General features: G+C 68.9%; 26 protein-coding genes. 16 read left to right on the top strand and 10 right to left on the bottom strand.

Features of this window, described 5'->3' with window-relative positions:
- On the bottom strand, positions 1–252 hold a 252-nt coding region (locus JHC99_RS08950; RefSeq protein ID WP_292153503.1), incomplete at its 3' end, for a site-specific integrase.
- 63 nt (positions 253–315) lie between these two features.
- Between JHC99_RS08950 and JHC99_RS08945 the strand changes: the two genes are divergently transcribed.
- From JHC99_RS08945 to JHC99_RS08935, 3 genes are read left to right on the top strand one after another with little or no spacing between them, the layout of a single operon-like run.
- A complete protein-coding gene (locus JHC99_RS08945; protein WP_292153501.1) occupies positions 316–879 on the top strand; it encodes a shikimate kinase in 564 nt (187 codons plus the stop codon).
- On the top strand, positions 876–1,979 hold the full coding sequence (gene aroB, locus JHC99_RS08940; RefSeq protein ID WP_292153499.1) for a 3-dehydroquinate synthase: 1,104 nt from the start codon (positions 876–878) through the stop codon (positions 1,977–1,979). The genes JHC99_RS08945 and aroB overlap by 4 nt, the downstream gene beginning before the upstream one ends.
- Entirely contained in the window at positions 1,976–2,563 is a 588-nt protein-coding gene (locus JHC99_RS08935; protein WP_292153497.1) for a GNAT family protein, read from the top strand. Before aroB ends, JHC99_RS08935 begins: the two co-directional genes overlap by 4 nt.
- 4 nt (positions 2,564–2,567) lie before the next feature.
- Here the strand turns inward: JHC99_RS08935 and JHC99_RS08930 are convergent, their stop codons facing one another.
- A complete protein-coding gene (locus JHC99_RS08930) occupies positions 2,568–2,978 on the bottom strand; it encodes an MliC family protein (RefSeq protein ID WP_292153495.1) in 411 nt (136 codons plus the stop codon).
- Between the two features lie 7 nt (positions 2,979–2,985).
- Positions 2,986–3,447 (bottom strand): tRNA adenosine(34) deaminase TadA, encoded by a 462-nt coding sequence (tadA, locus tag JHC99_RS08925; protein ID WP_292153494.1) that lies wholly within the window; start codon positions 3,445–3,447, stop codon positions 2,986–2,988.
- 12 nt (positions 3,448–3,459) lie between these two features.
- On the opposite strand from tadA, the gene JHC99_RS08920 reads away from it, so the two are divergent.
- The 3 genes from JHC99_RS08920 to rsmD are packed head-to-tail and all read left to right on the top strand — an operon-like array spanning position 3,460 to position 6,036.
- Positions 3,460–5,007, top strand: a complete 1,548-nt coding sequence (locus JHC99_RS08920) for a pseudouridine synthase (RefSeq protein WP_292153493.1) — start codon at positions 3,460–3,462, stop codon at positions 5,005–5,007.
- A 22-nt stretch (positions 5,008–5,029) separates the two neighbouring features.
- The gene (locus tag JHC99_RS08915; RefSeq protein ID WP_292153492.1) at positions 5,030–5,461 is read left to right on the top strand and encodes a GFA family protein; all 432 of its coding nucleotides are present in this window, start codon (positions 5,030–5,032) and stop codon (positions 5,459–5,461) included.
- Entirely contained in the window at positions 5,461–6,036 is a 576-nt protein-coding gene (rsmD, locus tag JHC99_RS08910; RefSeq protein WP_292153490.1) for a 16S rRNA (guanine(966)-N(2))-methyltransferase RsmD, read from the top strand. Before JHC99_RS08915 ends, rsmD begins: the two co-directional genes overlap by 1 nt.
- Positions 6,037–6,051: 15 nt before the next feature.
- Here the strand turns inward: rsmD and JHC99_RS08905 are convergent, their stop codons facing one another.
- The 5 genes from JHC99_RS08905 to JHC99_RS08885 form a co-directional block, all read right to left on the bottom strand.
- Positions 6,052–6,294 carry a YjhX family toxin gene (locus JHC99_RS08905; RefSeq protein ID WP_292153488.1) on the bottom strand — a complete coding sequence of 81 codons (243 nt, stop codon included), beginning with the start codon at positions 6,292–6,294 and terminating at the stop codon, positions 6,052–6,054.
- 148 nt (positions 6,295–6,442) lie between these two features.
- Positions 6,443–8,317 (bottom strand): DNA mismatch repair endonuclease MutL, encoded by a 1,875-nt coding sequence (gene mutL, locus JHC99_RS08900; protein ID WP_292153487.1) that lies wholly within the window; start codon positions 8,315–8,317, stop codon positions 6,443–6,445.
- Between the two features lie 56 nt (positions 8,318–8,373).
- Positions 8,374–9,129 carry a pseudouridine synthase gene (locus JHC99_RS08895; protein WP_292153485.1) on the bottom strand — a complete coding sequence of 252 codons (756 nt, stop codon included), beginning with the start codon at positions 9,127–9,129 and terminating at the stop codon, positions 8,374–8,376.
- Positions 9,130–9,176: 47 nt separating this feature from the next.
- A complete protein-coding gene (locus JHC99_RS08890; protein ID WP_292153483.1) occupies positions 9,177–9,644 on the bottom strand; it encodes a heme-binding protein in 468 nt (155 codons plus the stop codon).
- 39 nt (positions 9,645–9,683) lie between these two features.
- Positions 9,684–10,316 carry a DUF938 domain-containing protein gene (locus tag JHC99_RS08885; protein ID WP_292153482.1) on the bottom strand — a complete coding sequence of 211 codons (633 nt, stop codon included), beginning with the start codon at positions 10,314–10,316 and terminating at the stop codon, positions 9,684–9,686.
- Positions 10,317–10,542: 226 nt separating this feature from the next.
- Between JHC99_RS08885 and JHC99_RS08880 the strand changes: the two genes are divergently transcribed.
- Complete coding sequence (locus JHC99_RS08880; RefSeq protein ID WP_366927755.1) at positions 10,543–12,390, top strand: phosphoenolpyruvate carboxykinase (GTP); 1,848 nt, start codon at positions 10,543–10,545, stop codon at positions 12,388–12,390.
- 50 nt (positions 12,391–12,440) lie between these two features.
- Positions 12,441–13,484: an FAD-dependent oxidoreductase gene (locus JHC99_RS08875; RefSeq protein ID WP_292153479.1), complete on the top strand. Its 1,044-nt coding sequence runs from the start codon at positions 12,441–12,443 to the stop codon at positions 13,482–13,484.
- Here the strand turns inward: JHC99_RS08875 and JHC99_RS08870 are convergent.
- Positions 13,474–14,205: an energy transducer TonB gene (locus JHC99_RS08870; RefSeq protein WP_292153477.1), complete on the bottom strand. Its 732-nt coding sequence runs from the start codon at positions 14,203–14,205 to the stop codon at positions 13,474–13,476. The genes JHC99_RS08875 and JHC99_RS08870 overlap by 11 nt on opposite strands.
- Before the next feature lie 173 nt (positions 14,206–14,378).
- Here JHC99_RS08870 and JHC99_RS08865 point away from each other — a divergent pair, with 173 nt between their 5' ends.
- The 6 genes from JHC99_RS08865 to JHC99_RS08840 all read left to right on the top strand — a co-directional run bounded on the left by JHC99_RS08865 (position 14,379) and on the right by JHC99_RS08840 (position 20,455).
- Positions 14,379–15,173, top strand: a complete 795-nt coding sequence (locus tag JHC99_RS08865) for a transglycosylase SLT domain-containing protein (protein ID WP_292153475.1) — start codon at positions 14,379–14,381, stop codon at positions 15,171–15,173.
- A gap of 93 nt (positions 15,174–15,266) precedes the next feature.
- Positions 15,267–16,406, top strand: a complete 1,140-nt coding sequence (locus JHC99_RS08860) for a DUF2336 domain-containing protein (protein WP_292153473.1) — start codon at positions 15,267–15,269, stop codon at positions 16,404–16,406.
- A 105-nt stretch (positions 16,407–16,511) separates the two neighbouring features.
- Positions 16,512–17,825, top strand: coding sequence for a proline--tRNA ligase (gene proS, locus JHC99_RS08855; protein ID WP_292153471.1), 1,314 nt, complete (start codon positions 16,512–16,514; stop codon positions 17,823–17,825).
- An 11-nt stretch (positions 17,826–17,836) separates the two neighbouring features.
- A complete protein-coding gene (locus JHC99_RS08850; protein ID WP_292153470.1) occupies positions 17,837–19,126 on the top strand; it encodes a lipoprotein-releasing ABC transporter permease subunit in 1,290 nt (429 codons plus the stop codon).
- Entirely contained in the window at positions 19,119–19,820 is a 702-nt protein-coding gene (locus tag JHC99_RS08845; protein WP_292153467.1) for an ABC transporter ATP-binding protein, read from the top strand. The genes JHC99_RS08850 and JHC99_RS08845 overlap by 8 nt, the downstream gene beginning before the upstream one ends.
- Before the next feature lie 110 nt (positions 19,821–19,930).
- Positions 19,931–20,455, top strand: a complete 525-nt coding sequence (locus JHC99_RS08840; RefSeq protein ID WP_292153465.1) for a hypothetical protein — start codon at positions 19,931–19,933, stop codon at positions 20,453–20,455.
- 23 nt (positions 20,456–20,478) lie between these two features.
- On the opposite strand, the gene JHC99_RS08835 is transcribed toward JHC99_RS08840, so the two are convergent.
- On the bottom strand, positions 20,479–20,595 hold the full coding sequence (locus JHC99_RS08835) for a hypothetical protein (protein ID WP_271144152.1): 117 nt from the start codon (positions 20,593–20,595) through the stop codon (positions 20,479–20,481).
- 329 nt (positions 20,596–20,924) lie between these two features.
- Between JHC99_RS08835 and JHC99_RS08830 the strand changes: the two genes are divergently transcribed.
- Entirely contained in the window at positions 20,925–21,278 is a 354-nt protein-coding gene (locus tag JHC99_RS08830; RefSeq protein ID WP_292153464.1) for a GIY-YIG nuclease family protein, read from the top strand.
- On the top strand, positions 21,271–22,330 hold a 1,060-nt coding region (locus JHC99_RS08825; protein ID WP_292153504.1), incomplete at its 3' end, for a PHP domain-containing protein. The genes JHC99_RS08830 and JHC99_RS08825, both read left to right, overlap by 8 nt.

The raw sequence follows: 22,330 nt of genomic DNA, 5'->3' as shown, positions 1-22,330 counted from the left end.
CCGGTAGAACTGGCGCACGGCCGAGCGCCTGCGCGCCGCTGTCGATGCGGACAGGCCGCGTGTCGACAAGGCGGCGAACCAGGCCTCGATCGCGGTCTCGTCGGCCTTGAGCAGACCCCCGGGGGGCAGGGTGCCTTCGGCGTCGGCGAGGTCGCGGGCATAGGCCGACAGGGTGTGGGGCGAGGCATCGCGCTCGACCGCCATCATCTCCAGGAAGGCCTCGACCTGGGGCGAACTGACAGGACCGCTCATGGCACGGCGCAGGTTTTCAGGCTCTGGCGAGCGCTGGCGCATCGTGTAGAGGGTTGATCCGTCATGCCTCTCGCCGCCGAATCCCAGTTGTTGCAGAGCCGCACCATAGCCCTGGTCGGGTTGATGGGCGTGGGGAAATCGACCGTGGGCAGACGTCTGGCGGCGCGGCTGGGGCTGCCCTTCGCCGACGGCGACGACGAGATCGAACAGGCGGCGGGGATGTCGGTATCCGAGATCTTCGCGACCATGGGCGAGACGGCGTTCCGTGAGGGCGAGGCGCGGGTCATGAGGCGTCTGCTGGAAGGGCCGCCGATCGTGCTGGCGACGGGCGGCGGGGCGGTGCTGAACGACGAGACCCGGGCCCTGCTCAAGGATCGGGCGACCATGGTGTGGCTGAGGGCCGATCTGAAGGTCGTGGCGGCGCGGGTGCAGCGGCGCGACACCCGCCCGTTGCTGCGTGGCAAGGACGCCTATGAGGCCCTGTCGGAGATGGCCCAGGTCCGTTACCCCGTCTATGGCGAGGCCCATGTGACCGTCGACGTCGGCGGCGGCGCCCATTTCGAGGCGGTGGAGGCGATCATCAGGGCGCTGGAGCGTTACCGGCAGACGGCGGAGACCTCGGCATGACCTCGATCCGGGTCGGCGGTGCGGGATTCGCGCCCTATGAGGTGGTGGTCGGGCGAGGGCTGCTGGCCCAGGCCGGCGGTCGGATCGCGCCGTTCGCGCGGGGACGGACCGTGATCGTCAGCGACGAGACCGTCGCGGCCCTGCACGGGCCGTCGCTGACGGCCTCGCTGGAGGCGGCCGGGGTCGCCACGCGGATGGTGACGGTGCCGCCGGGCGAGGGGTCCAAGTCCTTCGCCGAGCTGGAGCGGGTGCTGGACGCCCTGCTGGCCATCGGGCTGGACCGCAAGGACGTGGTGGTGGCGCTGGGCGGCGGCGTCGTGGGCGATCTGGCCGGGCTGGCGGCGGCGCTCTACATGCGCGGCATCGACTTCGTGCAGGTGCCGACGACCCTGCTGGCCCAGGTGGATTCGTCCGTAGGCGGAAAGACGGCGATCGACACGCCGCGCGGCAAGAACCTGGTCGGGGCCTTCCATCAGCCCAGGTTGGTGCTGGCCGACATCGATGTGCTGAGCACCCTGCCGGCCGTGCAGTTGAGGTCGGGGTGGGCCGAGGTGCTGAAGCACGGGCTGATCTGCGACGCCGAGTTCTTCGACTGGCTGGCGGGCGAGGGCGCGGGGGGCGCGACGGGCGATCCAGCGGCGCTGGAACGTGCCGTGGTTCGCTCGGTGGAGATCAAGAGCGCCATCGTCGGCGAGGACGAGCGCGAGTCGGGACGGCGGGCGTTGCTGAACCTGGGTCACACCTTCGGACACGCGGTCGAGGCCGAGCTGGGGTTCGAGGAGGCGGCGCTGGCGCATGGCGAGGCGGTGGCGCTGGGGTGCGTGCTGGCGTTCCGGTATTCGGCGCGGCTGGGGCTGTGTCAGCCTGCGGATGTCGCGCGGGTCGAGGTTGTGGTCGCGGCGGCGGGGCTGCCGACGCGGCTGGATCAGGCGGGCACGTTCGAGGCCGAGGCGCTGCTGGCCCGGATGACCGGGGACAAGAAGGCCGAGGGCGGGCGGGTGACCCTGGTGCTGGCCCGGGCCATCGGCGACGCCTTCGTCGAGAAGACTGTCGACTCTGCCGACCTGACCGCCTTCCTGCGTGACCAGGGCGCGGCGTGAAGATCGTAGTCCAGGGTCTGGAGGACGACTACGTCCGGCTGGAGCCCTTGTCGGAACGGCTCCGGGAACCCCTGCGGGCGGCTCTGAACTGTGATCCCGAGGCATGGGCTCTGATGGTGGGCAGCGCCTGTGGCGAGCGGTTCGACGCCTTCTTCGACGCGGCGCTGGGCGACATGGCCAAGGGAACCAAGGTCGCCTGGGCCGTGCATAGGTCGTCTGAGGACGTGATCGTCGGCACGACCAGCCTTTACGAGATCAAGCCCGAGCACCGTCGCTGCGAGATCGGAGCGACTTTCTATCGGCCGGAAGCACGGGGCGGGGCGGTCAATCCGGCCTGCAAGCGCCTGTTGCTCGGTCACGCCTTCGCCGCCGGAGCGGTGCGGGTCGAGATCCTGACCGACGCGATCAATCCTCACAGCCAGGCCGCGATTCGCAAGCTGGGGGCCCGGGACGAGGGCGTGCTGAGGAAGCACAAGATCACCTGGACCGGACGGGTCCGGGACACGGCCCTGTTCGCCGTGCTGGACGAGGATTGGCCCGAGGTCCGCGACCTGCTGGACCGGCGTCTGGCGGCGTTCGGCTGAGGCTTCAGTCCACCGCGCGGCAGGTTGTGGCGGGAGCACCGTCGGCGGTCCAGGTGGCCATCAGGCCCTTGCCGCGCAGTTCATAGGCGCTGGCCTTGTACCAGAGGCCGTCGGCGGTGCGTTCCTGGAACAGGTCGATGGCCTCGCCGCGCGCGTTGCGGACCGTGGCCATGGAGCGGGGGTTGTCGAAATCGACCGACAGCCGCTCGCCGTTTTCGCACAGATAGACGGTGCGGATGACGCGGCTCATGGCGCGTTCCTGGATCTCCGCGCCCGTGCGGCGCCGCGTGGTCTGGGCCTCGATGGCGCGGGCCTCGACGGCGGCGCTGTCGGTCGGGGCCTCGTTCTGGTCGGGGCCGCAGCCGGCGAGGAAGGGGACGGCGAGCGCGCCGGCGAGAAGGAGGCGAAGGGTCATGGCGCCGTCAACGTTCGGCAAGCCTTGCTGTTCCGGCACGACGGGCGCGGAAGAAGTCGCGGAGGGCCGTCGCTGACTCCTCGGCCAGCAGACCGCCCTCGACCTGGGGTCGCCAGTGGCAGGTCGGTTGCTCGAACAGGCGCGGTCCGTGGACGACGGCGCCGCCCTTTGCGTCGTCGGCGGCCCAAACGACGCGGCCGATTCGGGCGTGGCTGATCGCGCCGGCGCACATGGCGCAGGGCTCCAGCGTCACATAGAGGGTCAGGCCGGTAAGGCGATAGTTGGCCGTCGCTACGCCGGCCCGGCGCAGGGCGACGATCTCGGCGTGGGCCGTGGGATCATGGGCTGCGACGGGGCCGTTTGAGCCCTCTGACACCACCTCGCCGGTGGTCTCGTCGACGATCACGCAGCCGACAGGAACCTCGCCTGCGTCCGCCGCCGCTTGCGCCAAGGCCATCGCCATGCGCATGAACCGCTCATCATGGCCCGCCATCCCGACGACAACGACAAGAAGCCCAGCCCCAGTCAAGGGCTGCGTCCGCACAAGCCCGGCGATCGCCCGAAAAGCGGGGCCGCGCGCCCAGGCTCAGCCAGTGCCGCCTTCACAGCCTCCGAGGGCAAGACCACGCGCGGCGCCCAGGCCCGGCCCGGTGCCGGCACGGGGCGATCCTATGCCGCCGACAAGGGCGCGCGGCCGGAGAAGCCGATCAAGGGCAAACGCTATTCCGACGATGCCAAGGCCTCGCCCCGATCCGACAAACCGGGCGGCAAGTTCGCCGCCAAGACGCCGGAGGAGCCCAAGCGCAGCGAGCGGATCGCCAAGGCCATGGCCCGCGCCGGGATCGCGTCGCGTCGCGAGGTCGAGCGGCTGATCGGCCTGGGCAAGGTGGCGGTCAACGGCCGCATCCTGGACACGCCGGCGACCCTGGTGACCCGCGACGACGTCATCACCGTGGACGGCAAGCCGATCGCGGCGGTGCAGGCGACGCGGGTCTGGCGCTACAACAAACCGGTGGGCCTGCTGACCTCGCACAACGATCCGGGCGGGCGGCCGACTGTGTTCGACAGCCTGCCGGCCGGGTTGCCGCGGGTGATCTCGGTGGGGCGGCTGGACATCAATACCGAGGGCCTGCTGCTGCTGACCAATGACGGGGAGCTGTCGCGGGCGCTGGAACTGCCGGCGACGGCCCTGGTGCGTCAGTACCGGGCCCGGGCACGCGGGCGGATCACCCAGGCCGATCTGGACACGCTGAAGGACGGGGTAACTGTCGACGGCGAACGCTATGGCCCGGTCCTGGCCACCATCGACAAGGCCAAGACCAACGAGGACGGGCTTCAGTCCGCCAATCTGTGGATCAGCGTCCAGATCAGCGAGGGCAAGAACCGGGAGGTTCGCAAGGTGCTGGAGTCGATCGGCCTGACGGTCAACCGGCTGATCCGCCTGGCCTATGGGCCGTTCCAGCTGGGCACACTGCCGGTCGGTGCGGTGGAGGAAGTCGGCCCCCGGGTGATCCGCGAGCTGCTGGGCGAACACATCCGGCCCGAGAACCTGCCCGAGGGCAATGCCGTGCAGACGCCTGCGCCGGTGCCGGGTCGCCGGGGCGGGATGCCGCTGGTCACCGGCAAGTCGGGATCTGCCATCTCGGATCCGTCGAGGAAGCCCAGTCGGGTCCGGGCGGCCGGAACGGCGACGGCCCAGGCCACGGAGCGCGCCAACCGTCCGCCCAAAAAGGCCGGCTGGGCCAAGGCGGGACCGAAATTCGAGCATCCCAAGAAGACCTTCACGCCTCGCGCTCGACCCGACGGCGAGGCCCCGGCAGACGATCGGCCCAAACGCGCCTTCAAGCCGCGCGAGGACAAGATCATCGGGCCCAAGTCCTCGACGTGGGCAAGGGACGACAAGGCACCCCGGAGCGGACCCAGGGACGGGGCCAAGCGAGACTTCAAGCCCCGGACGACGGGGTCGGGTCCGGCGCGACCATCGGGTCGATCCGGCGTCAAACCCGGCGGCCCGCGCGGCGGGAGCTGAAGCCTAAAACCGGAGCGATCCCATGGATGCGAATTCCAGCGAGACGCGGCTGTCCGGCCGTTGCCTGTGCGGGGCCGTGACCTTCACTGCCGTGCCGGTCCACGGCATGCACGCCTGTCATTGCGAGCGCTGCCGGCGCTGGAGCGGTGGGGTTTATCTGGGCGTCGATTGTGGCGACAGCGTCGAAGTCACCGGTGCCGAGGCGCTGACGGCCTATGAGTCGTCCGACTGGGCCGAGAGACAATTCTGCAGAACCTGCGGAGCGTCGTTGTTCTGGAGGCTGAAGAGCGGCGGCATGACGGTGGTTTCGGCCCAGGCGTTCGATGATCCCTCGGTCTTCGCATTCGCGGGTGAGATCTATGTGGATGCCAAGCCTGACAACTACGCCTTCGCGGGCGACCGGGTCCGTCTGACCGGCGCCGAAGTCGAGGCCCGGTTCGCGAGCGAAACCTGATGCGGATCGTGGCGGGAACCCTGCGCGGCCGAAGCATCGTCGCGCCTGAGGGCCAGGGGACGCGGCCGACCTCGGACCGGGCCCGTCAGGCGGTCTTCAACGTGCTCGAGCATGCGGCCTGGGCACCGGGCCTGTCGGGGATCCGGGTCATCGACCTGTTCGCCGGCTCGGGGGCGCTGGGCTTCGAGGCCATGAGCCGGGGTGCGGGCTTCTGTCTGTTCGTCGAGGTGGACGATGCGGCGCGAGGGGCGATCCGCGAGAACGCGGAGGCGTTCGGAGTGACGGGCTCGGTGCGGGTGCATCGGCGCAGTGCGGTCGATCTGGGTGAGCGTCCGGCCTCGACGGGACCGGCGTTCGACCTCGCCTTCCTCGATCCGCCCTATGGCAAGGGCCTGGGCGAACAGGCTCTGTCGGCGCTACGGGCCGGTGGCTGGCTCAAGCCGGCGGCAGTCGTGATGCTCGAGCGCGGCTCCGGCGAGCCCGACATCGAGACACCGGGTTATGAGCGGCTGGACGCGCGCGACTATGGTGCCGCACGCGTCCTCTTCCTCAGGGTGCTACCAACCGCGAGCTGAGACGCGGTTGTCGACCTAGCTGCGCATGCGGGCCAGACCCTCGCGGTTGACCCGATAGGGGCCGCCGTCGATCGAGCCGATCAGCCCTTTGGCCTTGAGCTTGCGCCAGGTCTGGGTGTTGCAGTCGGTGAGCAGAAGGCCGTCGCTGGTGAAGCAGGCGGCCGACAGGATGCGGCCCTGATCGTCGCGTTCCAGCTGGATTCGACCGCCCTGGGCCAGGGCGTGAAGCGTGCGTTGTTCCGCACGGGAGATGTTCATGGATGGTGTCCGTGGAGGGCGTGAAGGCTCTCGCCGGCGCAGTCACGCCGACGGGTTCATCAGAGGCTCGACGGAGGACGTCGGCCTCAGGCCTGACGCACAATCCCGGACATAGGCATTCCTGTCGGGGTGATCCCGATGGGGTCTTCTAGCGGCGTCCGAACAGCTTTTCCAGATCGCCCAGCTTCAGCTCCACATAGGTCGGGCGGCCGTGGTTGCATTGGCCGGAGTGGGGAGTGGCTTCCATCTGGCGCAGCAGGGCGTTCATTTCGGGGGCGGAGAGGACGCGGCCGGCGCGGACGGAGCCGTGGCAGGCCATGGTGCCGCAGACCTCGGCGAGGCGTTCGGACAGGGCCAGGGCCGCGCCGTGTTCGGCCAGGTCGTCGGCGATGTCGCGGATCAACCCTTGCACGTCCGTGTCGCCGAGGAGGGCCGGGGTCTCGCGGACCAGGACGGCCCCGGCCCCGAAGGCCTCGACGATCAGGCCCAGTTGGGCGAGTTCGTCGGCGCGCGACGCCACGCGGTCGGCCTCGGACGGGTCGAGCTCGACCACCTCGGGGGTCAGCAGGGCCTGACGGGCGACGGAACCGGCCGCCATCTGGACCTTCATCTTCTCGTAGACGAGGCGCTCGTGGGCGGCGTGCTGATCCACCACGACGATGCCGTCGCGCGTCTGGGCGACGATATAGGTGCCGTGGACCTGGGCGCGGGCGGCACCGAGGGGGTGGTCGATGAGGTCGGGGCCGTCTGCGGTCGTGGCGAGTGGCGAGTGGCGAGTGGCGAGGTCGTAATCCTCGACGCGGGCGGTGCGTTCGTTGAGGCCGGGAAGGATCTGGGCTGTGGCCGATGCCGGGGCGGCCCAGCCCTGCCAGCCACTGAAGCCGGCGGCCGACGGCGACGTCGGGCTGTAGGCGGCCCCTTGCCAGGTGCCCTGGTTCCAGGAGGGGACGCCCGCATGGGGGGTCAGGCCCGCGAGCGCATCGGCGGCGACGGTGGTGGAGGCGCGGTGGCCGGCGGCGGCCAGGGCGTGGCGCAGGGCCCCGACGATCAGGCCGCGCACCAGGGCCGGGTCTCGGAACCGGACCTCGGCCTTGGCCGGGTGGACGTTCACGTCGACGTAGAGGGGGTCGATGTCGAGGAACAGGACCGCCGCCGGGTGCCGGTCGCGGGCGAGGAAGTCGGCATAGGCGCCGCGCAGGGCCCCTTGCAGCAGGCGGTCCTTCACAGGGCGGCCGTTGACGAACAGGTACTGGTGGGCCGCGTTGCCCCGGCTGTAGGTCGGCAGGCCCGCGTAGCCGGTCAGGCGGACGTTGTCTCGGGCCTGATCGATCAGCAGCGCATTGGCCTCGAAGTCGCGGCCCAACAGGGCGGCGAGTCGCTTCAGCCGGCCTTCGTCGCCGGGGTGTTCGGCGGGCAGGCGCAGGGTGGTCCGGCCGTCGAGGTCGAGGGTGAAGGCGACGGCTTCGTGGGCCATGGCCTGGCGCTTGATCTCGTCGGAGATGGCCATGGCCTCGGAGCGTTCCGACTTCATGAACTTGAGCCGGGCGGGGGTGGCGTAGAACAGGTCGCGCACCTCGACACGGGCCCCGTGGGGGCCAGGGAAGGCGGCGGGAGCGACGGGTCTCTGATCGCCACCCTCGACGGTGATCTGGTGCGCATCACCGTTAGCCGCGCGGCTGGTGATGGTCAGGCGGGCGACCGAGCCGATCGAGGGCAGGGCCTCGCCGCGAAAGCCCAGCGTTGAGATGCGCAGCAGGTCCACGTCCCCCGCGTCGTCAGGCTTCAGCTTTGACGTGGCATGGCGCTCGACGGCCAGGGCCAGCTGGTCCGGGGCCATGCCGTGGCCGTCGTCGGCGATCAGGATACGCGACAGGCCCCCGCCGTCGGCCTGGATCTCGATGCGAGTGGCGCCGGCGTCGAGCGCGTTCTCGACCAGTTCCTTGATGGCGCTGGCTGGCCGTTCGACCACCTCGCCGGCGGCGATGCGGTTGACGGTCTCGGGCGGGAGGCGACGGATGGGCATGTGAGTCGGGAAGATAGGCGCTGGAGGCCCTCGGTGCGAGGTTTCGGCGAAACCTGTCAGCCCACCAAGGCGGCGCGTTCCTCGGGGGTCGCGTGACGCCAGCGGCCTTCTTCCAGGCCATCGAGGCGGATAGGGCCGATGCGGATGCGGATGAGGTCGGTGACCTCCAGATCGACCATCTCGCACATGCGCCGGATCTGGCGGTTGCGGCCCTCGCGCAGGATGAATTTGAGGCGTTGCTGCTCCATGCGGCTGACGCGGGCAGGTTTCAGCTGGCGGCCGTCGAGGCGCAGGCCGTAGCGCAGGGTCTTCAGCTTCTGTTCGGTGACGTCTCCGGAGACGCGGACCAGGTATTCCTTGTCCAGCTCGCTGTCGGGACCGATCACGGCCTTGGCCACGACGCCGTCGGACGACAGGATCAGCAGGCCGCGCGAATCCTCGTCCAGGCGTCCTATGGGCGGCAGGGAGGCGTCCTCGGCCGGGACCGGCCCGCCGCCGATCTGATTGGCCTCGTGGATCAGGGTGACGGCGGGGGTCTTGTCGGGCTCGGGCTGGCCGGAGACGAAGCCGGTCGGCTTGTGCAGCAGGATGGTCATGCCGGCGGCCAGGGCCTCGGTCGCGCGGTCGGCCAGGGTCAGGGTCTGGCCGGGCTCGATCTTGCGACCCGCGTCGGTCACGACCGCGCCGTCGATGGCGACGAGGCCCTCGGCGATCAGGCCGTCTGCCTCGCGGCGCGAACAGACGCCGGACTGGCCCAGCCATTTGTTCAGACGGACGGGTTCGTCGCCGTCATAGGTGCGGGTGAAAGCCATGCCCCGCCCTCGCGCAGACGGCGGGGCGGGTCAATGGTCGATTGATCTCAGCGGGGCGCGAGGGCGGCCAGGGCGATCTCGTTATCCTCGGCGGCCGAGGCCCCCGAGATGCCGATGGCGCCGACGATCCGGCCGTCGACCACGATGGGCAGGCCGCCGGCGATCGGCAGGGCGTCCTCATTGGCCAGGCTGACGGTCCGGCCGGCCAGGGTGCGCTCTTCCATGGTCAGGGTGGAGAGGCGGTAGCGGGCGGAGGTCGCGGCCTTCTTCTGGGCGACGAAGATCGAGCCGTACTGGGTGTCGTCCATGCGCACGAAGGCGACCAGTTCGCCGGACGGCTCCACGACGGCGACGGCCATGCGGAAATTGCGGGCGGCGGCGGCTTGGACGGCCCGGTCGATCAGGGCCTGGGCCAGTTCGAGACGGATCGGCTCGCCATAGGCAGGCGGTGTCTGGGCCTGGGCGGCCGTGGTGGTGGTGACCAGGGCGAGGGCGGCGATCAGAGCGGCTTTCATGGGGATGTCCTCCGGTGTCATCGTTGCTGCCGGTATAGCTCAGGCGCGGCGAAACAGCAGCATGATGTTGTTGGCGGGCATGTCGACGCGCCGGGTCAGGTGCAGGCCGTGCGATTTCGCGAGGCCGACGACGGTGTCCCTGTCGCGCAGGCCCCAGGCGGGGTCGCGGGCCTTCAAGTCCGCGTCGAAGGCGGCGTTGGACGGGGCAAGCGGCACTTCGGGCTCGATCCAGGGGCCGTAGAGGACGAGCAGGCCGCCCGGGTTGGCGAGAATCGCTCCGGAACCGCTCATGAGGCCTTCCGTCGCGGCCCACGGGCTGATGTGGATCATGTTGATGCAGACGACAGCGTCGAAGGGGCCGGTCGGCCAGGTCGCAGGGTCGGCGGCGTCGAGCGCAATCGGGGCCTTGAGGTTCGGTGGGCCCGAGGCGGCGTGAGCGGCGATGCTGGCGCGGGCCTGTTCGCTGGGGTCGGTGGGGGTCCAGTCGATATCGGGCAGGGCCGTGGCGAAGGCGAGGGCGTGCTGGCCGGTGCCCGACGCGATCTCCAGCACCCGGCCACGCGCGGGCAGATGCGTGCGCAGGACGGCGAGGATGGCGGCGGCGTTCCGCTCGGCAGCGGGGGAATGCAGCGCCATCGCGGATCGGCTCATCGCGGGGTCGAGGATGTCCATGCCGTCTTCGTTAGCGGGCGTGAGGCCTGACTGCGACACAAACTCGCTGTCTGCCCACGGAAACCGGTGTCATCGATCGCACCCGGTTGGCTGCGGTTGACGCAAGGTCCGCCGACGTGTCTTTGTAACTGAAATATCACGTCATGTTACGTTTCAGGGTTTCCGAGGCGCCGCTCAAAGAGCGCCCGGCCGATGGTTCAGGAGCACCAGATTGTCAGCACTCGAGATCGAATCGGTCGCGATTCCCGGCCTGTTTCCGGCCCCCACGCGCCATAAACGGCTGATCGCCTGGGTCGAGCAGATCGCCGCCCTGACCAAGCCCGACCGGGTCCACTGGTGCGACGGGTCCGAGACCGAGAAGAGCGCGATTGTCGCCGACCTGATCGGCCGGGGCACGCTGAAGGCGCTGGATCCGGTCAAGAAGCCGGGAAGCTACTACGCCGTGTCCGATCCGCGCGACGTCGCGCGGGTCGAGAGCCGGACCTTCATCTGTTCCGAGGATGCGCTGGACGCCGGCCCGACCAACAACTGGGCCGATCCGATCGAGATGCGGGCACGGCTGGACGGGCTGTTCGATGGCTGCATGATCGGGCGCACCCTGTACGTCGTGCCGTTCTCGATGGGGCCGCTGGGCTCCAAGATCAGCGCGCTTGGCGTCGAGATCACCGACAGCGGATACGTGGCCGTGTCGATGGGCATCATGACCCGGATGGGCAAGGCGGCGCTTGACGTGCTGGGCGACGACGGCGTGTTCGTGCCGGCCGTTCACACCCTGGGCGCGCCGCTGAAGGCCGGCGAGGCCGATGTGCCTTGGCCGTGCAACGCCGATAAATGGATCGTCCACTTCCCCGAGACGCGGGAAATCTGGTCGTACGGCTCGGGCTATGGCGGCAACGCCCTGCTGGGCAAGAAATGTTACGCGCTCCGGATCGCCTCGGTGATGGCCCGCGACGAGGGTTGGCTGGCCGAGCATATGCTGATCCTCAAGCTGACGGATCCGAAGGGCCGCGTGAAATACGTCTGCGCCGCCTTCCCGAGCGCCTGCGGCAAGACCAATCTGGCCATGCTGCAACCGACCCTGCCGGGCTGGAAGGCCGAGACGGTCGGCGATGACATCGCGTGGATGCGGTTCGGCGATGACGGGCGGCTGTACGCCGTCAACCCCGAGGCCGGCTTCTTTGGCGTCGCGCCGGGCACCAGCCATCAGTCCAACACCAACGCCATGACCACCTTGGCGTCCAACACCGTCTTCACGAACACCGCGCTGACCGCTGACAATGATGTCTGGTGGGAAGGGATGACGGACGAGACGCCCGAGGGGATGACGACCTGGAAGGGCGTTCCCTATGACGCCGCATCCGGTGAGCCCGCGGCCCATCCGAACGCCCGCTTCGCCTCGCCCGCTTCGCAGTGCCCGACCATCGCGCCGGAATGGGAGGACCCGAAGGGCGTGCCGATCGACGCCATCCTGTTCGGCGGCCGCCGCGCCTCGGCCGTGCCGCTGGTGACCGAGGCCTTCGATTGGGAGCACGGGGTGTTCCTGGGGTCGACCGTGGCGTCGGAAGGCACGGCGGCGGCCGAGAATGCGATCGGCGAGCTGCGCCGCGACCCGTTCGCGATGCTGCCCTTCTGTGGCTACAACATGGGCGACTATTTCGCGCACTGGCTGAAGCTGGGCGAGAAGGCCACGGACAAGTCCAAGCTGCCGCGCATCTATTTCGTGAACTGGTTCCGCAAGAACGAGAACGGCAAATTCGTCTGGCCGGGATTCGGCGACAATGCGCGAGTCCTGAAGTGGATCGCCGGGCGTCTGGACGGCGAGGCCACGGCGCAAGATACGCCGGTCGGTCGTGTGCCGTCGCCAGAAGCCCTGGACCTGTCGGGCCTGAGCCTTTCGGACGCGGACCTCCACCTGTTGCTGGACGTGGACGCCCAGGTCTGGAGCGAGGAGGCCTCGCTGATCCCTGCCTTCTACGAGAAGTTCGGCGACCGGCTGCCCAAGACCCTGTGGAAGCAGCACGAGGCCTTGGTCGAGCGGCTGAACGCCGAAGGCGCGCTGGCCGTTTCGGCCTGAGGACGCTTTGACGTCTTGAAATCGGAGTGCGGGCGGTCGAAGGACCGCCCGTGCCGCAGTCCGACAACATCCCGAACGACATCCTGATCATCGGCGCAGGCGTGCTGGGCCTGTGTACCGCCGTCGAACTGACGCGGCGGGGCCATGACATCCGTGTGGTGGACACCGGTGTGCCCAATGCCTCATCGGTTGCGGCGGGCATGATCGCGCCGACTCTGGAAGCCGTCATGGACAGGGCGACGCCTGAGCGCGCCGCGCTGATGCGGGACGCGCGGTCGGTCTGGGACGGGTTTGCGGAAGGCACTGGGATCACGATCCATCCGGCGCGGACCTTCTGGGCCGGGCGTCAGACGACCGCCATGAACAAGGCTATCGAACAGCTGGAAATCCAGCCCGGTTCGGTGACTGACGACGGTCGGGTCTCGGTCATGTCGGATGTGCTGATCGAGCCGGGCCCGGCGCTGGAGGCGATGCGGGCGGTCCTGGCGCGTCCGGTGACTTCGGCCTGGGTCGGGTCCGTGGCGCGCACGGCGACCGGCTGGAAGGTCGCGACGGCGCAGGGCGAGATCGAGGCGCGGACCCTGGTGCTGGCCACGGGGGCGTCCAGGCCGGTCACGGGCCTGCCGCCCGAGGTCGCGCTGCTGATCGCCCGGATCCAGCCGATCCGGGGCCAGATCGGTTCTGTGCCGGACCGGACCGATGCCGTCCTCAGGGGACTGGGCATCTATGTCGCGCCATCGGGCGAGGGGGCGCTGATCGGGGCGACGATGGAGCCCGGGCGGCGGGATCTGGAGCCGGACGCGGCGGCGGGCCGACAGCTGATCGATGCGGCCGAACAGCTGCTGGGGCATCCCGTCGCCGGACCTGTCGAGTGGCGGGTGGGGATACGCGGCGCGACACCCGACGGCCTGCCCATGGCGGGGGCGAGCGGAGAGCCGGGGCTGTATCTCGCCCTCGCCCCGCGTCGGAACGGCTGGCTGCTGGGGCCGCTGGTGGCTCAGGTCGTAGCCGACGCGATCGAAGGCGAGCTCCAGGACGGGGGCGCGAGATCGCCCCACGCCGCCGCCCTGGATCCCCGACGCTTCAGTCGCTGACGGCGAAGCGGACGGTGAAGGCGACGCGGGCGCCGTCGATCGCCTGACCGTCCACGGTTCCGGGGCTCATCCGGAAGAAGGGCGTCAGGCTGGAGGCCGCGCGGCCGAAGCCCTGGCCGCGCGGCGTTTCGGACGCCACCGAACAGTTGCTGAGCGTACCGGCGGCCGAGACCAGGCAGTTCAGGGAGGCCGAGCCGGGGATGCCGTCGGTCAGCGCCCGGCGGGGAAAGGCGCGTTCCATCTGGGCGGCGCTGGGCTGGCTGGCCCAGCGAGGGCGGGTGATGACGGCGGGCGGCCGGGGCGGATCGACCGGCACCGGGGTGGCATCAAGCGTCGGCACGAGCACGGGCGTAGCGATGGTGAAGGTGCTCGAATCGGTGCGCGGGCCGGGGATGGCTGTGATCGTCTCGATCGTACTGGGGATCGGCACTGGCGAGGGATGAACCGGCAGGTTCGGCGGGACCGGCTTGGGCTCATCGACCGGATCGACGATCACCTTGGGCACGGTGATCATGCTGACGTCGATGGGGTTGCCGGGAATGGCCTCAGGCTGGGCGGGAACCTCGAACCGCTGGTAGTAGATGGCCACGCCGACGCCGATGTGGGCCAGGGTGACCACCCCGATGGCGATCCAGGTGTTGCGGTTGAACCGGAAGCCCTTGCGTTCGCCGTAGTCGAGCGGGCTGATCAGTCCCGGTCCGCCGGCAGCTCTTATCATCATGGCCGTCACTCCCTCGTTGGAAGCCGCCCCCGGCCCGCCACGATCGAAGTTCGCGCGCAGCTTGTGGCGGGATTTCGGCGGTGTTTCAGCTTATCGTCGGTAAGTTGAAAGGCCTGCCACCGGGGCACGATATTAAGGTTCCGTTAACCACGATCCGTCAGCGTCCGGCCATCATGACAGTCGGAACGATTCCATCGGCAGGGGGCGTGGAGGCTGCAATCCGACGCGCGTCCCATGCGACCGGCGTGGACTTCGACTTCCTGATGAAGACCGCCCGGCGCGAGAGTTCGATGAACCCTTCGGCCAAGGCCCGGACCTCGTCGGCGGCGGGGCTGTTTCAGTTCATCGAGCAGACCTGGCTGGCGACGGTCAAGTCGGCAGGCGCCAAGCACGGATACGGCCAGTACGCCGACCTGATCCATCGCGGCTCGGACGGGCGCTGGCGCGTCGAGGGGTCGGCGCGCAACGTGGTCATGGACCTGAGGTTCGATCCGCAGGCCGCCTCGACCATGGCGGCTGAGCTGACGGCGTCGAACGCGGCCTATCTGAGGGGGCGGACGGGTCGCGAGCCGGGGGCGGGCGACCTGTATGCGGCGCACTTCCTGGGGCCCGCAGGGGCAGGGCGGCTGATGGAGGCGATGACGTCGCGTCCGGGATCCAGCGCGGCGGCCCTGTTCCCGGAGGCGGCGCAGGCGAACCGCTCGATCTTCTTTCGCGACGGGCGGCCGGCGACGGTGGCTGAGGTTCACGCCAACCTGCAGAAGACGGCGGGCGACGGCGCGCCGGCGGCGGTCACAGGCGAACCCCGGACGCCGCCTACCGACCAGGAACGCGACATCATGCTGGCGGCGCGGCTGGAGCGGCTGAAGCAGAATCAGAACCTGCTGGCCATGCTGCTGGGGCAGGGCGAGGACGCGAAATCGTCGGGCTTTGGCGGGGCCTTCTCGCCGGGGCCGGATACGGCGTGAATCTCCGGCCGGTCGCGGATAGTAAACCGGCCATTAAGCATGGCAGGCTGAAGGTGACGCCTCAGCGTCCGATTCCCTGAAACGAGTTCGTCCATGACCGCCTTCCGCGCCCGGCTGACCGACATGGATATCCGTCGCCTGATCAAGGCGACCGACGAGGACGAGCGGGCGGCGGCGGCGCACAAGCTGTGCCGCTCCATCGACCGGGCCGAACTGACCGACGAGGACCGCGAGGCGGCGCAGAAGATCCTGAGGGTGCTGGCCAACGATGCGGCCGAGCTGGTGCGGCGCTCGATGGCGGTGACGCTGAAGGCGTCGGACCTGATCCCCCACGACGTGGCACGCCGGCTGGCGGCGGACGTGGACAGCGTCGCCCTTCCCATCATCGGATTTTCGCCGGTCTTCACCGACGAGGACCTGATCGAGATCATCCAGGCGGGATCGGCCGTGCGCCAGATCGCGATCGCGGCCCGGCCGAAGGTGTCACGCGATGTCGCCGAGGCGCTCAGCGTCGACGGCTGCGAGCAGGCCGTGCGGACCCTGGCGTCCAACGACAACGCCGACCTGTCCGAGCGGGCGATGGCGCGGACCATTGACCGGTTCGGCGACGCGCCCGAGATCGTGGCGGCCCTGGCCTATCGCCAGGTCCTGCCGCTGGACATCACCGAGAAGCTGATCGCCCTGGCCAGCGACGCCGTGCGCGAGCATCTGGTCAGCCGTCATGCGGTGGCACCCGAGACGGCGATCCGGCTGGCGACCTTCGCGCGGGAGCGGGCCACGGTCGATCTGGTCGATCAGGCGGCGTCCAGCCAGGACCTGCCCCGGTTCGTGGCCCAGTTGAACGCCAGGAAGGCCCTCACGGCCTCGCTGCTGCTGCGGGCGCTGGCGCGGGGACAGATGACCCTGTTCGAGCACGGGCTGGCCGAGCTGACGTCCACGCCGCATTCCCGGGCGTGGCTGATGATCCACGACGCCGGACCGCTGGGGCTGAAGGCCCTGTACGACCGGGCGGGACTGCCGCCGCGTCTGTTCCAGGCCTACCGGGCCGGGGTCGACACCTGGCGTGCGCTTCAGGCCGAGGGGGCGGATACGTCGGGCGAGGCCTTCCGCGAGCGGATGCTGGAACGGTTCCTGACCCAGCGGCCGAACGCGCCTCGCGATGATCTGGCCTATCTGATGGAGCGGCTGGATCAGGCGGCTCCGCCGGTGATGAAGGCGGCGAACGCGGCATAGACGTGTCCTTCTCCCGTTGCGGGTAGAGAAGGATCGTTCTGCCTAGCTTTCGCCCTTGGTGACCCGCTAAAGCGAGGGACGCTGTTCGCCACGAGAGTCTGCCCCATGCGCCTGTCGCGCTATTTCATGCCCATCCTGAAGGAAGCCCCTTCGGACGCCCAGATCGTCTCGCACCAGCTGATGCTGCGCGCCGGGATGATCAAGCAGGAGGCCGCCGGCATCTATGCCTGGCTGCCGCTGGGCTTGCGCGTGCTGAACCGCATCGAACAGATCGTGCGCGAGGAGCAGGAGCGGGCGGGGGCGGTCGAGGTGCTGATGCCCACGCTGCAACTGGCCGACCTGTGGCGAGAGTCGGGGCGTTATGATGCCTATGGCCCCGAGATGCTGCGCATTACCGACCGGCACGAGCGTGAGCTTCTGTACGGCCCCACCAATGAGGAGATGATCACCGACATCTTCCGCAGCTTCGTCAAGAGCTACAAGGCCCTGCCGCTGAACCTGTTTCACATCCAGTGGAAGTTCCGCGACGAGCGCCGGCCCCGGTTCGGCGTGATGCGCGGCCGCGAGTTCCTGATGAAGGACGCCTATTCGTTCGACGTCGACGAGGCCTCGGCGCGCAAGGCCTACAACCGGATGTTCACGGCCTATCTGAACACCTTCGCGCGGCTGGGCTTGAAGGCCGTGCCGATGCGCGCCGACACCGGGCCGATCGGCGGCGACCTGTCCCATGAGTTCATCGTCCTGGCCGAGACTGGCGAGAGCCAGGTGTTCTGTGACCGCCGCCTGGTCGAGATGCCGGCTCCCGGCAACGACGTGAACTGGGACGATCTGCAGGGCGTCTTCGACGAGCGGACCTCAATGTATGCCGCCACCGAGGAAATGCACGACGCCGCCGCCTTCGAGGCCCAGACGCCCGAGGCCGACCGCCTGACGGCGCGCGGCATCGAGGTCGGCCACATCTTCTATTTCGGCACCAAATACTCTGCCCCGATGAAGGCCAGGGTCGCCGGGCCGGACGGCAAGGACACCGAGGTCCATATGGGCTCCTATGGCGTCGGGGTGTCGCGCCTGCTGGGCGCGATCATCGAGGCCAGCCATGACGATGCGGGCATCATCTGGCCCGACGCCGTGGCCCCGTTCGACGTGGTGGTCATCAACCTGCGCGTCTCGGACGAGGCGGTCTGCGTCGCCTGCGAGGCGGCGGTCGAGGCGCTGGAGGCGGCCGGCAAGGTCGTCCTGTACGACGACACCGACGAACGCCCGGGCGGCAAGTTCGCCACCGCCGACCTGATCGGCGTTCCCTGGCAACTGACCATCGGGCCCAAGGGTCTGGCCGACGGCGTGGTCGAGCTGAAACGCCGCGCGACGGGGGAGAAGGTGTCAGTGTCGCTGGATGTGGCGCTGGAGACGCTGGCTTGACGGACGCTTCCTTGGCCGCGAAGCCTTCGAAACCCGCCGGCGCCTTCTCGTCGTGGGAAGTCGGTCTCGCCCTTCGCTACCTCCGCGCCAAGCGCAAGGAGGGCGGGGTGGCGCTGATCGCGATCATCTCCTTCTTCGGCATCATGCTGGCCGTGATGGCGCTGATCGTGGTGCTCAGCATCATGTCCGGCTTCCGCTCCGAACTGCTTGGCCGGATGCTCAGCTTCAACGGCCATATGTACGTTCAGGGCGCGGTCCTGACCTCGCCTGATCGCGACGCGGCCCTGACCCGGATCAAGGCCGTGCCCGGCGTCGTCAGCGTCAGCCCCCTGGTCGAGGCCCAGGCCCTGATCCGCGCAGGCGGCCAGACCACGGGGGCCGTGGTGCGCGGTCTGCGTCCCCAGGATCTGGGGACCATGCAGTATGTCTCGTCCAGCCTGTCCGATGAGGCGAAGGCCAGCTTCGGCCGGGGTTTCTACGGCGGCAACAACGTGCTGGTCGGTCAGGCCTTGATGGACCAGATGGGCCTGAGAGTCGGCGATCCGATCAGCATCTATTCCCCGACCGGCGCCGACAGCGCCTTCGGCAATCTGGGCGGCCAGGAGAAGACCTATTTCATCGGCGGGGCCTATTCGTCGGGCACCGCCGATTACGACCGTGCCTTCATTTTCATGCCCCTCGAACAGGCGCAGTTGTTCTTCGGCAAGGAGGGGCTGTGGGACGTGATCGAGCTCAAGGTCGACGAGCCCGACCGGGTCCAGGATTATCTCGCCCCCGTCCGTGACGCGGCCGGTGCCGGATCGCTGGTCACCGACTGGACCCAGCGCCTGGCCGCCTTCTGGGGCGCGCTGAAGGTCGAGCGGGTAGCCATGTCGATCATCCTGGGGATGGTGGTCGCCATCGCGGCGCTGAACATCATCTCCGGCATCGTCATGCTGGTGAAGAACAAGACCCGCGACATCGCCATCCTGAGGACCATCGGAGCCAGCCCGTCGTCGATCCTGAGGGTCTTCTTCATGGCCGGGGCGTCGATCGGGGTGGCCGGCACGATCGTGGGCCTGATCCTGGGCCTGCTGTTCTGCCTGAACATCGGAGCTATCCAGCATTTCCTGGAGTTCGTCTTCCAGACCCAGCTGTTCAACGCCGACGTCTACATGCTGGACGCCATCCCGGCCAAGGTGGACCCGATGGACGTCGTCTGGATCACCCTGTGGGCCGTCTTCATGTCCTGCGTGGCCAGCATCATCCCGTCGTGGCTGGCGACCCGGATCGATCCGGTCGAGGCGCTGCGTTATGAGTAATCCCGTCCTGAGCCTGCGTGGGATCACCCGCACCTATGTCACCGGACGCGGCGAGCTGACCGTGCTGCGCGGCGTCGATCTGGACGTCATGCCGGGCGAGATCGTCGGCCTGATCGGGCCGTCGGGGTCGGGCAAGTCGTCCTTGCTGCACGCCGCCGGACTGCTGGAACGGCCCACCGACGGCACGGTCATGATCGACGGCGAGGACGTCGGGGCGTTGGACGAGCGGGCGCGGACCCGCATCCGCCTGAACCGCATCGGCTTCGTCTACCAGTTCCATCACCTGCTGCCCGAGTTCGACGCGCGCGACAACGTCGCCCTGCCGATCCGCATTGCGGGCCGTCCGCAAGCGGAGGCGCGGCAGATGGCCGAGGCGGCTCTTGGGTCGCTGGGTCTGGCCGAACGCGTCCTGCACCAGCCGGCCCAGATGTCGGGGGGCGAGCAACAGCGCGTCGCCCTGGCCCGGGCGCTCGCCAACCAGCCGCGCCTGCTGCTGGCCGACGAGCCGACGGGCAACCTGGATCCGACCACCAGCCAGACGGTGTTCGAGGCGCTTCAGAAGCTGGTCAAGGACACCGGCGTCGCCGCCCTGATCGCCACCCACAACATGGAGCTGGCCGGTCACATGGACCGCGTCTTCGCCCTGAAGGACGGCCATCTGGAAGAACGTCCGGCGGAGAGCCACGCCTACTGATCGATGCGGCTGATCGATGCATGGGCGGTCTGGATCGATCCCGATCCAGTCTTTGCGGGAGCGTAGGCGCGGGCATAGGCTGGCCGTCTTTTCGTGACCGGAGATCGCCCATGATCCGCCTCGTCCTATCCGCCTGCGCCGTCGTCGCCCTGGCCGCCTGTCAACAGCCTGCGTCCGAACCCACCGCCGCCCCGGTCGCGCCCAAGACAGACATCACCCCGACCGCCGCCGCTGACATTCCGCCCGGGGTGGTCGCCGTCGTCCGGGCCGCGCGGCCGGGCTTCATTGTCGACGAGGCTGAACTGAAGGAACGCGAGGGCCGTCGCTACTATGACGTCGAGGGCACGCTGAACGGCGCCGAGATCGAGTTCGACCTGCTGGAAACGCCCCAGGGCTGGACCGTGGTCGAGATCCAGCGCGACATCGCCTGGGCCACAGCCCCCGCCGCCGTCCGCGCCGCCGCCGAGACCGCCCGCGCCGGCCTGACCCCCGTCCGCGTCATCGAAAGCACCCAGGCCGCCGACGGCGCGGTGATCTATGAGCTGTTCGCCGACGGCAAGCCCGACGTGCCCTCGCTGGAGGTCCGCCAGAAGGACGGCAAGGTCGACGTCCTGAAGGAAGTCTGGCCGCACTGAGCGGCCGCTCCCTCAGCAAGTGGCTACTTCTTGCCGGGAACCTGGGTGAAGGGCGAGGTGCCCACGACCACGGCGGGCTTGGCCTTCTCGGCCTTGGGCTTCCGCGTTTCCTTGTTGCTGCGCACCTGACCCTTGGCCATGACCGATACTCCGTGCGCCGCCCGCCGGGATGGCGGGGAGGGGCGTCTGCATCAGTCTAGCGCGGGACCGTGAGCTGTGTCGTGGAAAACTCGACCCGAAGCCTGTTGACGAGAACAAATCCGCAACATAGAACATTCCCGGAACACGCAATCTGGGGATAAGACGATGTCGAGGTGGGTCAGGGATATGCTGTCGCTTGCATCGTGCGGCGGCTTTGTCTGGATGGTCTGGCAGGCGGCGGCACTGGCAGGATGATTCGCCCCTAGTACTCCCTTTCCGCTCATCCCCGCGAAAGCGGGGACCCAGTGAGAGCCGCGAACCCGATCCGATGGCCTTCTACACCTACATCGTGGCGAGCGGACGGAACGGGACGATCTATGCCGGGTCAACGGAAGACCTGATCGCGCGGGTATCTCAGCACAAGGCCAGAACATTCGTCGGCTTCACCGCTGAGCACAGCGTCGATCAACTGGTCTGGTACGAAATCCATGACAGCCGAGACGCGGCGTTCAAGCGTGAACGCAGGATCAAGAAATGGAACCGGGTCTGGAAACTCGAGCTGATCGAGAAAGCCAATCCGGCATGGCATGATCTCTATGACGAGCTACGTCTTGGAGGTCTGTCGGATGCCCAGGACTGGGTCCCCGCTTCCGCGGGGATGAGCGGTGCAGAGGGTGGTTGATCTGGCCGACAAGGGTTTCGTCCACCTCCGGGTCCGTTCGGCCTATTCGCTGCTGGAAGGCGCGATCAAGGCGGGGAAGGTTCCGGGTCTGGCAGCCGGTGCCGGGATGCCTGCCGTGGCGGTGGCGGACCGGGCCAATCTGTTCGGGGCACTGGAGTTTTCCGAAGCCGCCAAGGGGGCAGGGGTCCAGCCGCTGATTGCCTGCGCCCTGCCGGTCAGCGGCATCGGCGGCAAGATCGCCGAGCGGTGGGCCAAGGTCGCGACCATCGTGCTGATCGCCCAGGACGAAACGGGCTGGCTGAACCTGTCGGCCCTGTCGTCCTCGGCCTATCTCGACGCGGGCGACGACGAGCCGGGCGTGCCCTGGTCCAAGGTCGTCGCCCATTCGGACGGGCTGATCCTGCTGTCGGGCGGTCCCGACGGCCCCGTCGATCCCCTGTTTGTCCAGTCAAAGCCCGCCGAGGCGCATGCGGCGCTGGCGACGATGGCCGAGGTTTTCGGCGACCGCTTCTACGTCGAACTGCAACGCCACGGCCTGCCCAGCGAGGGACAGGCCGAACAGGGTCTGGTGGCCTGGGCCTATGACCATGACGTGCCGCTGGTCGCCACCAACGACGTCCACTACGCAAAACAGTCCCAGGCGCGGTCGCACGACGCCCTGCTGTGCATCGCCGACGGGGCCTTCACCGGTCAGGAGGATCGCCGCCGGATCACCGACCAGCACTGGTTCAAGCCGGCCGAGGCGATGCGCGCCCTGTTCGCCGACCTGCCCGAGGCCTGTGACAACACCATCGACATCGCGCGGCGCTGTGCCTTCCTGGTCAAGACCCACGCCCCCATCCTGCCGCGCTTCGACACCGGCGATGGCCGTTCCGAGCCCGACGAACTGATGCATCAGGCCCGCGAGGGGCTGAAGGAACGGCTGCGACAGGTCACCCCGTCCGCGCCCGAGGCCGACTACTGGACCCGGCTGGAATGGGAGGTCGGCATCATCCAGCAGATGGGCTTCCCCGGCTATTTCCTGATCGTGGCCGACTTCATCAAATGGGCCA

Source organism: Brevundimonas sp. (assembly GCF_016463485.1).
Taxonomy (GTDB): domain Bacteria; phylum Pseudomonadota; class Alphaproteobacteria; order Caulobacterales; family Caulobacteraceae; genus Brevundimonas.
Note: the sequence above shows the minus strand (reverse complement) of the source record. Positions and strands in the feature narration are given on the sequence as shown.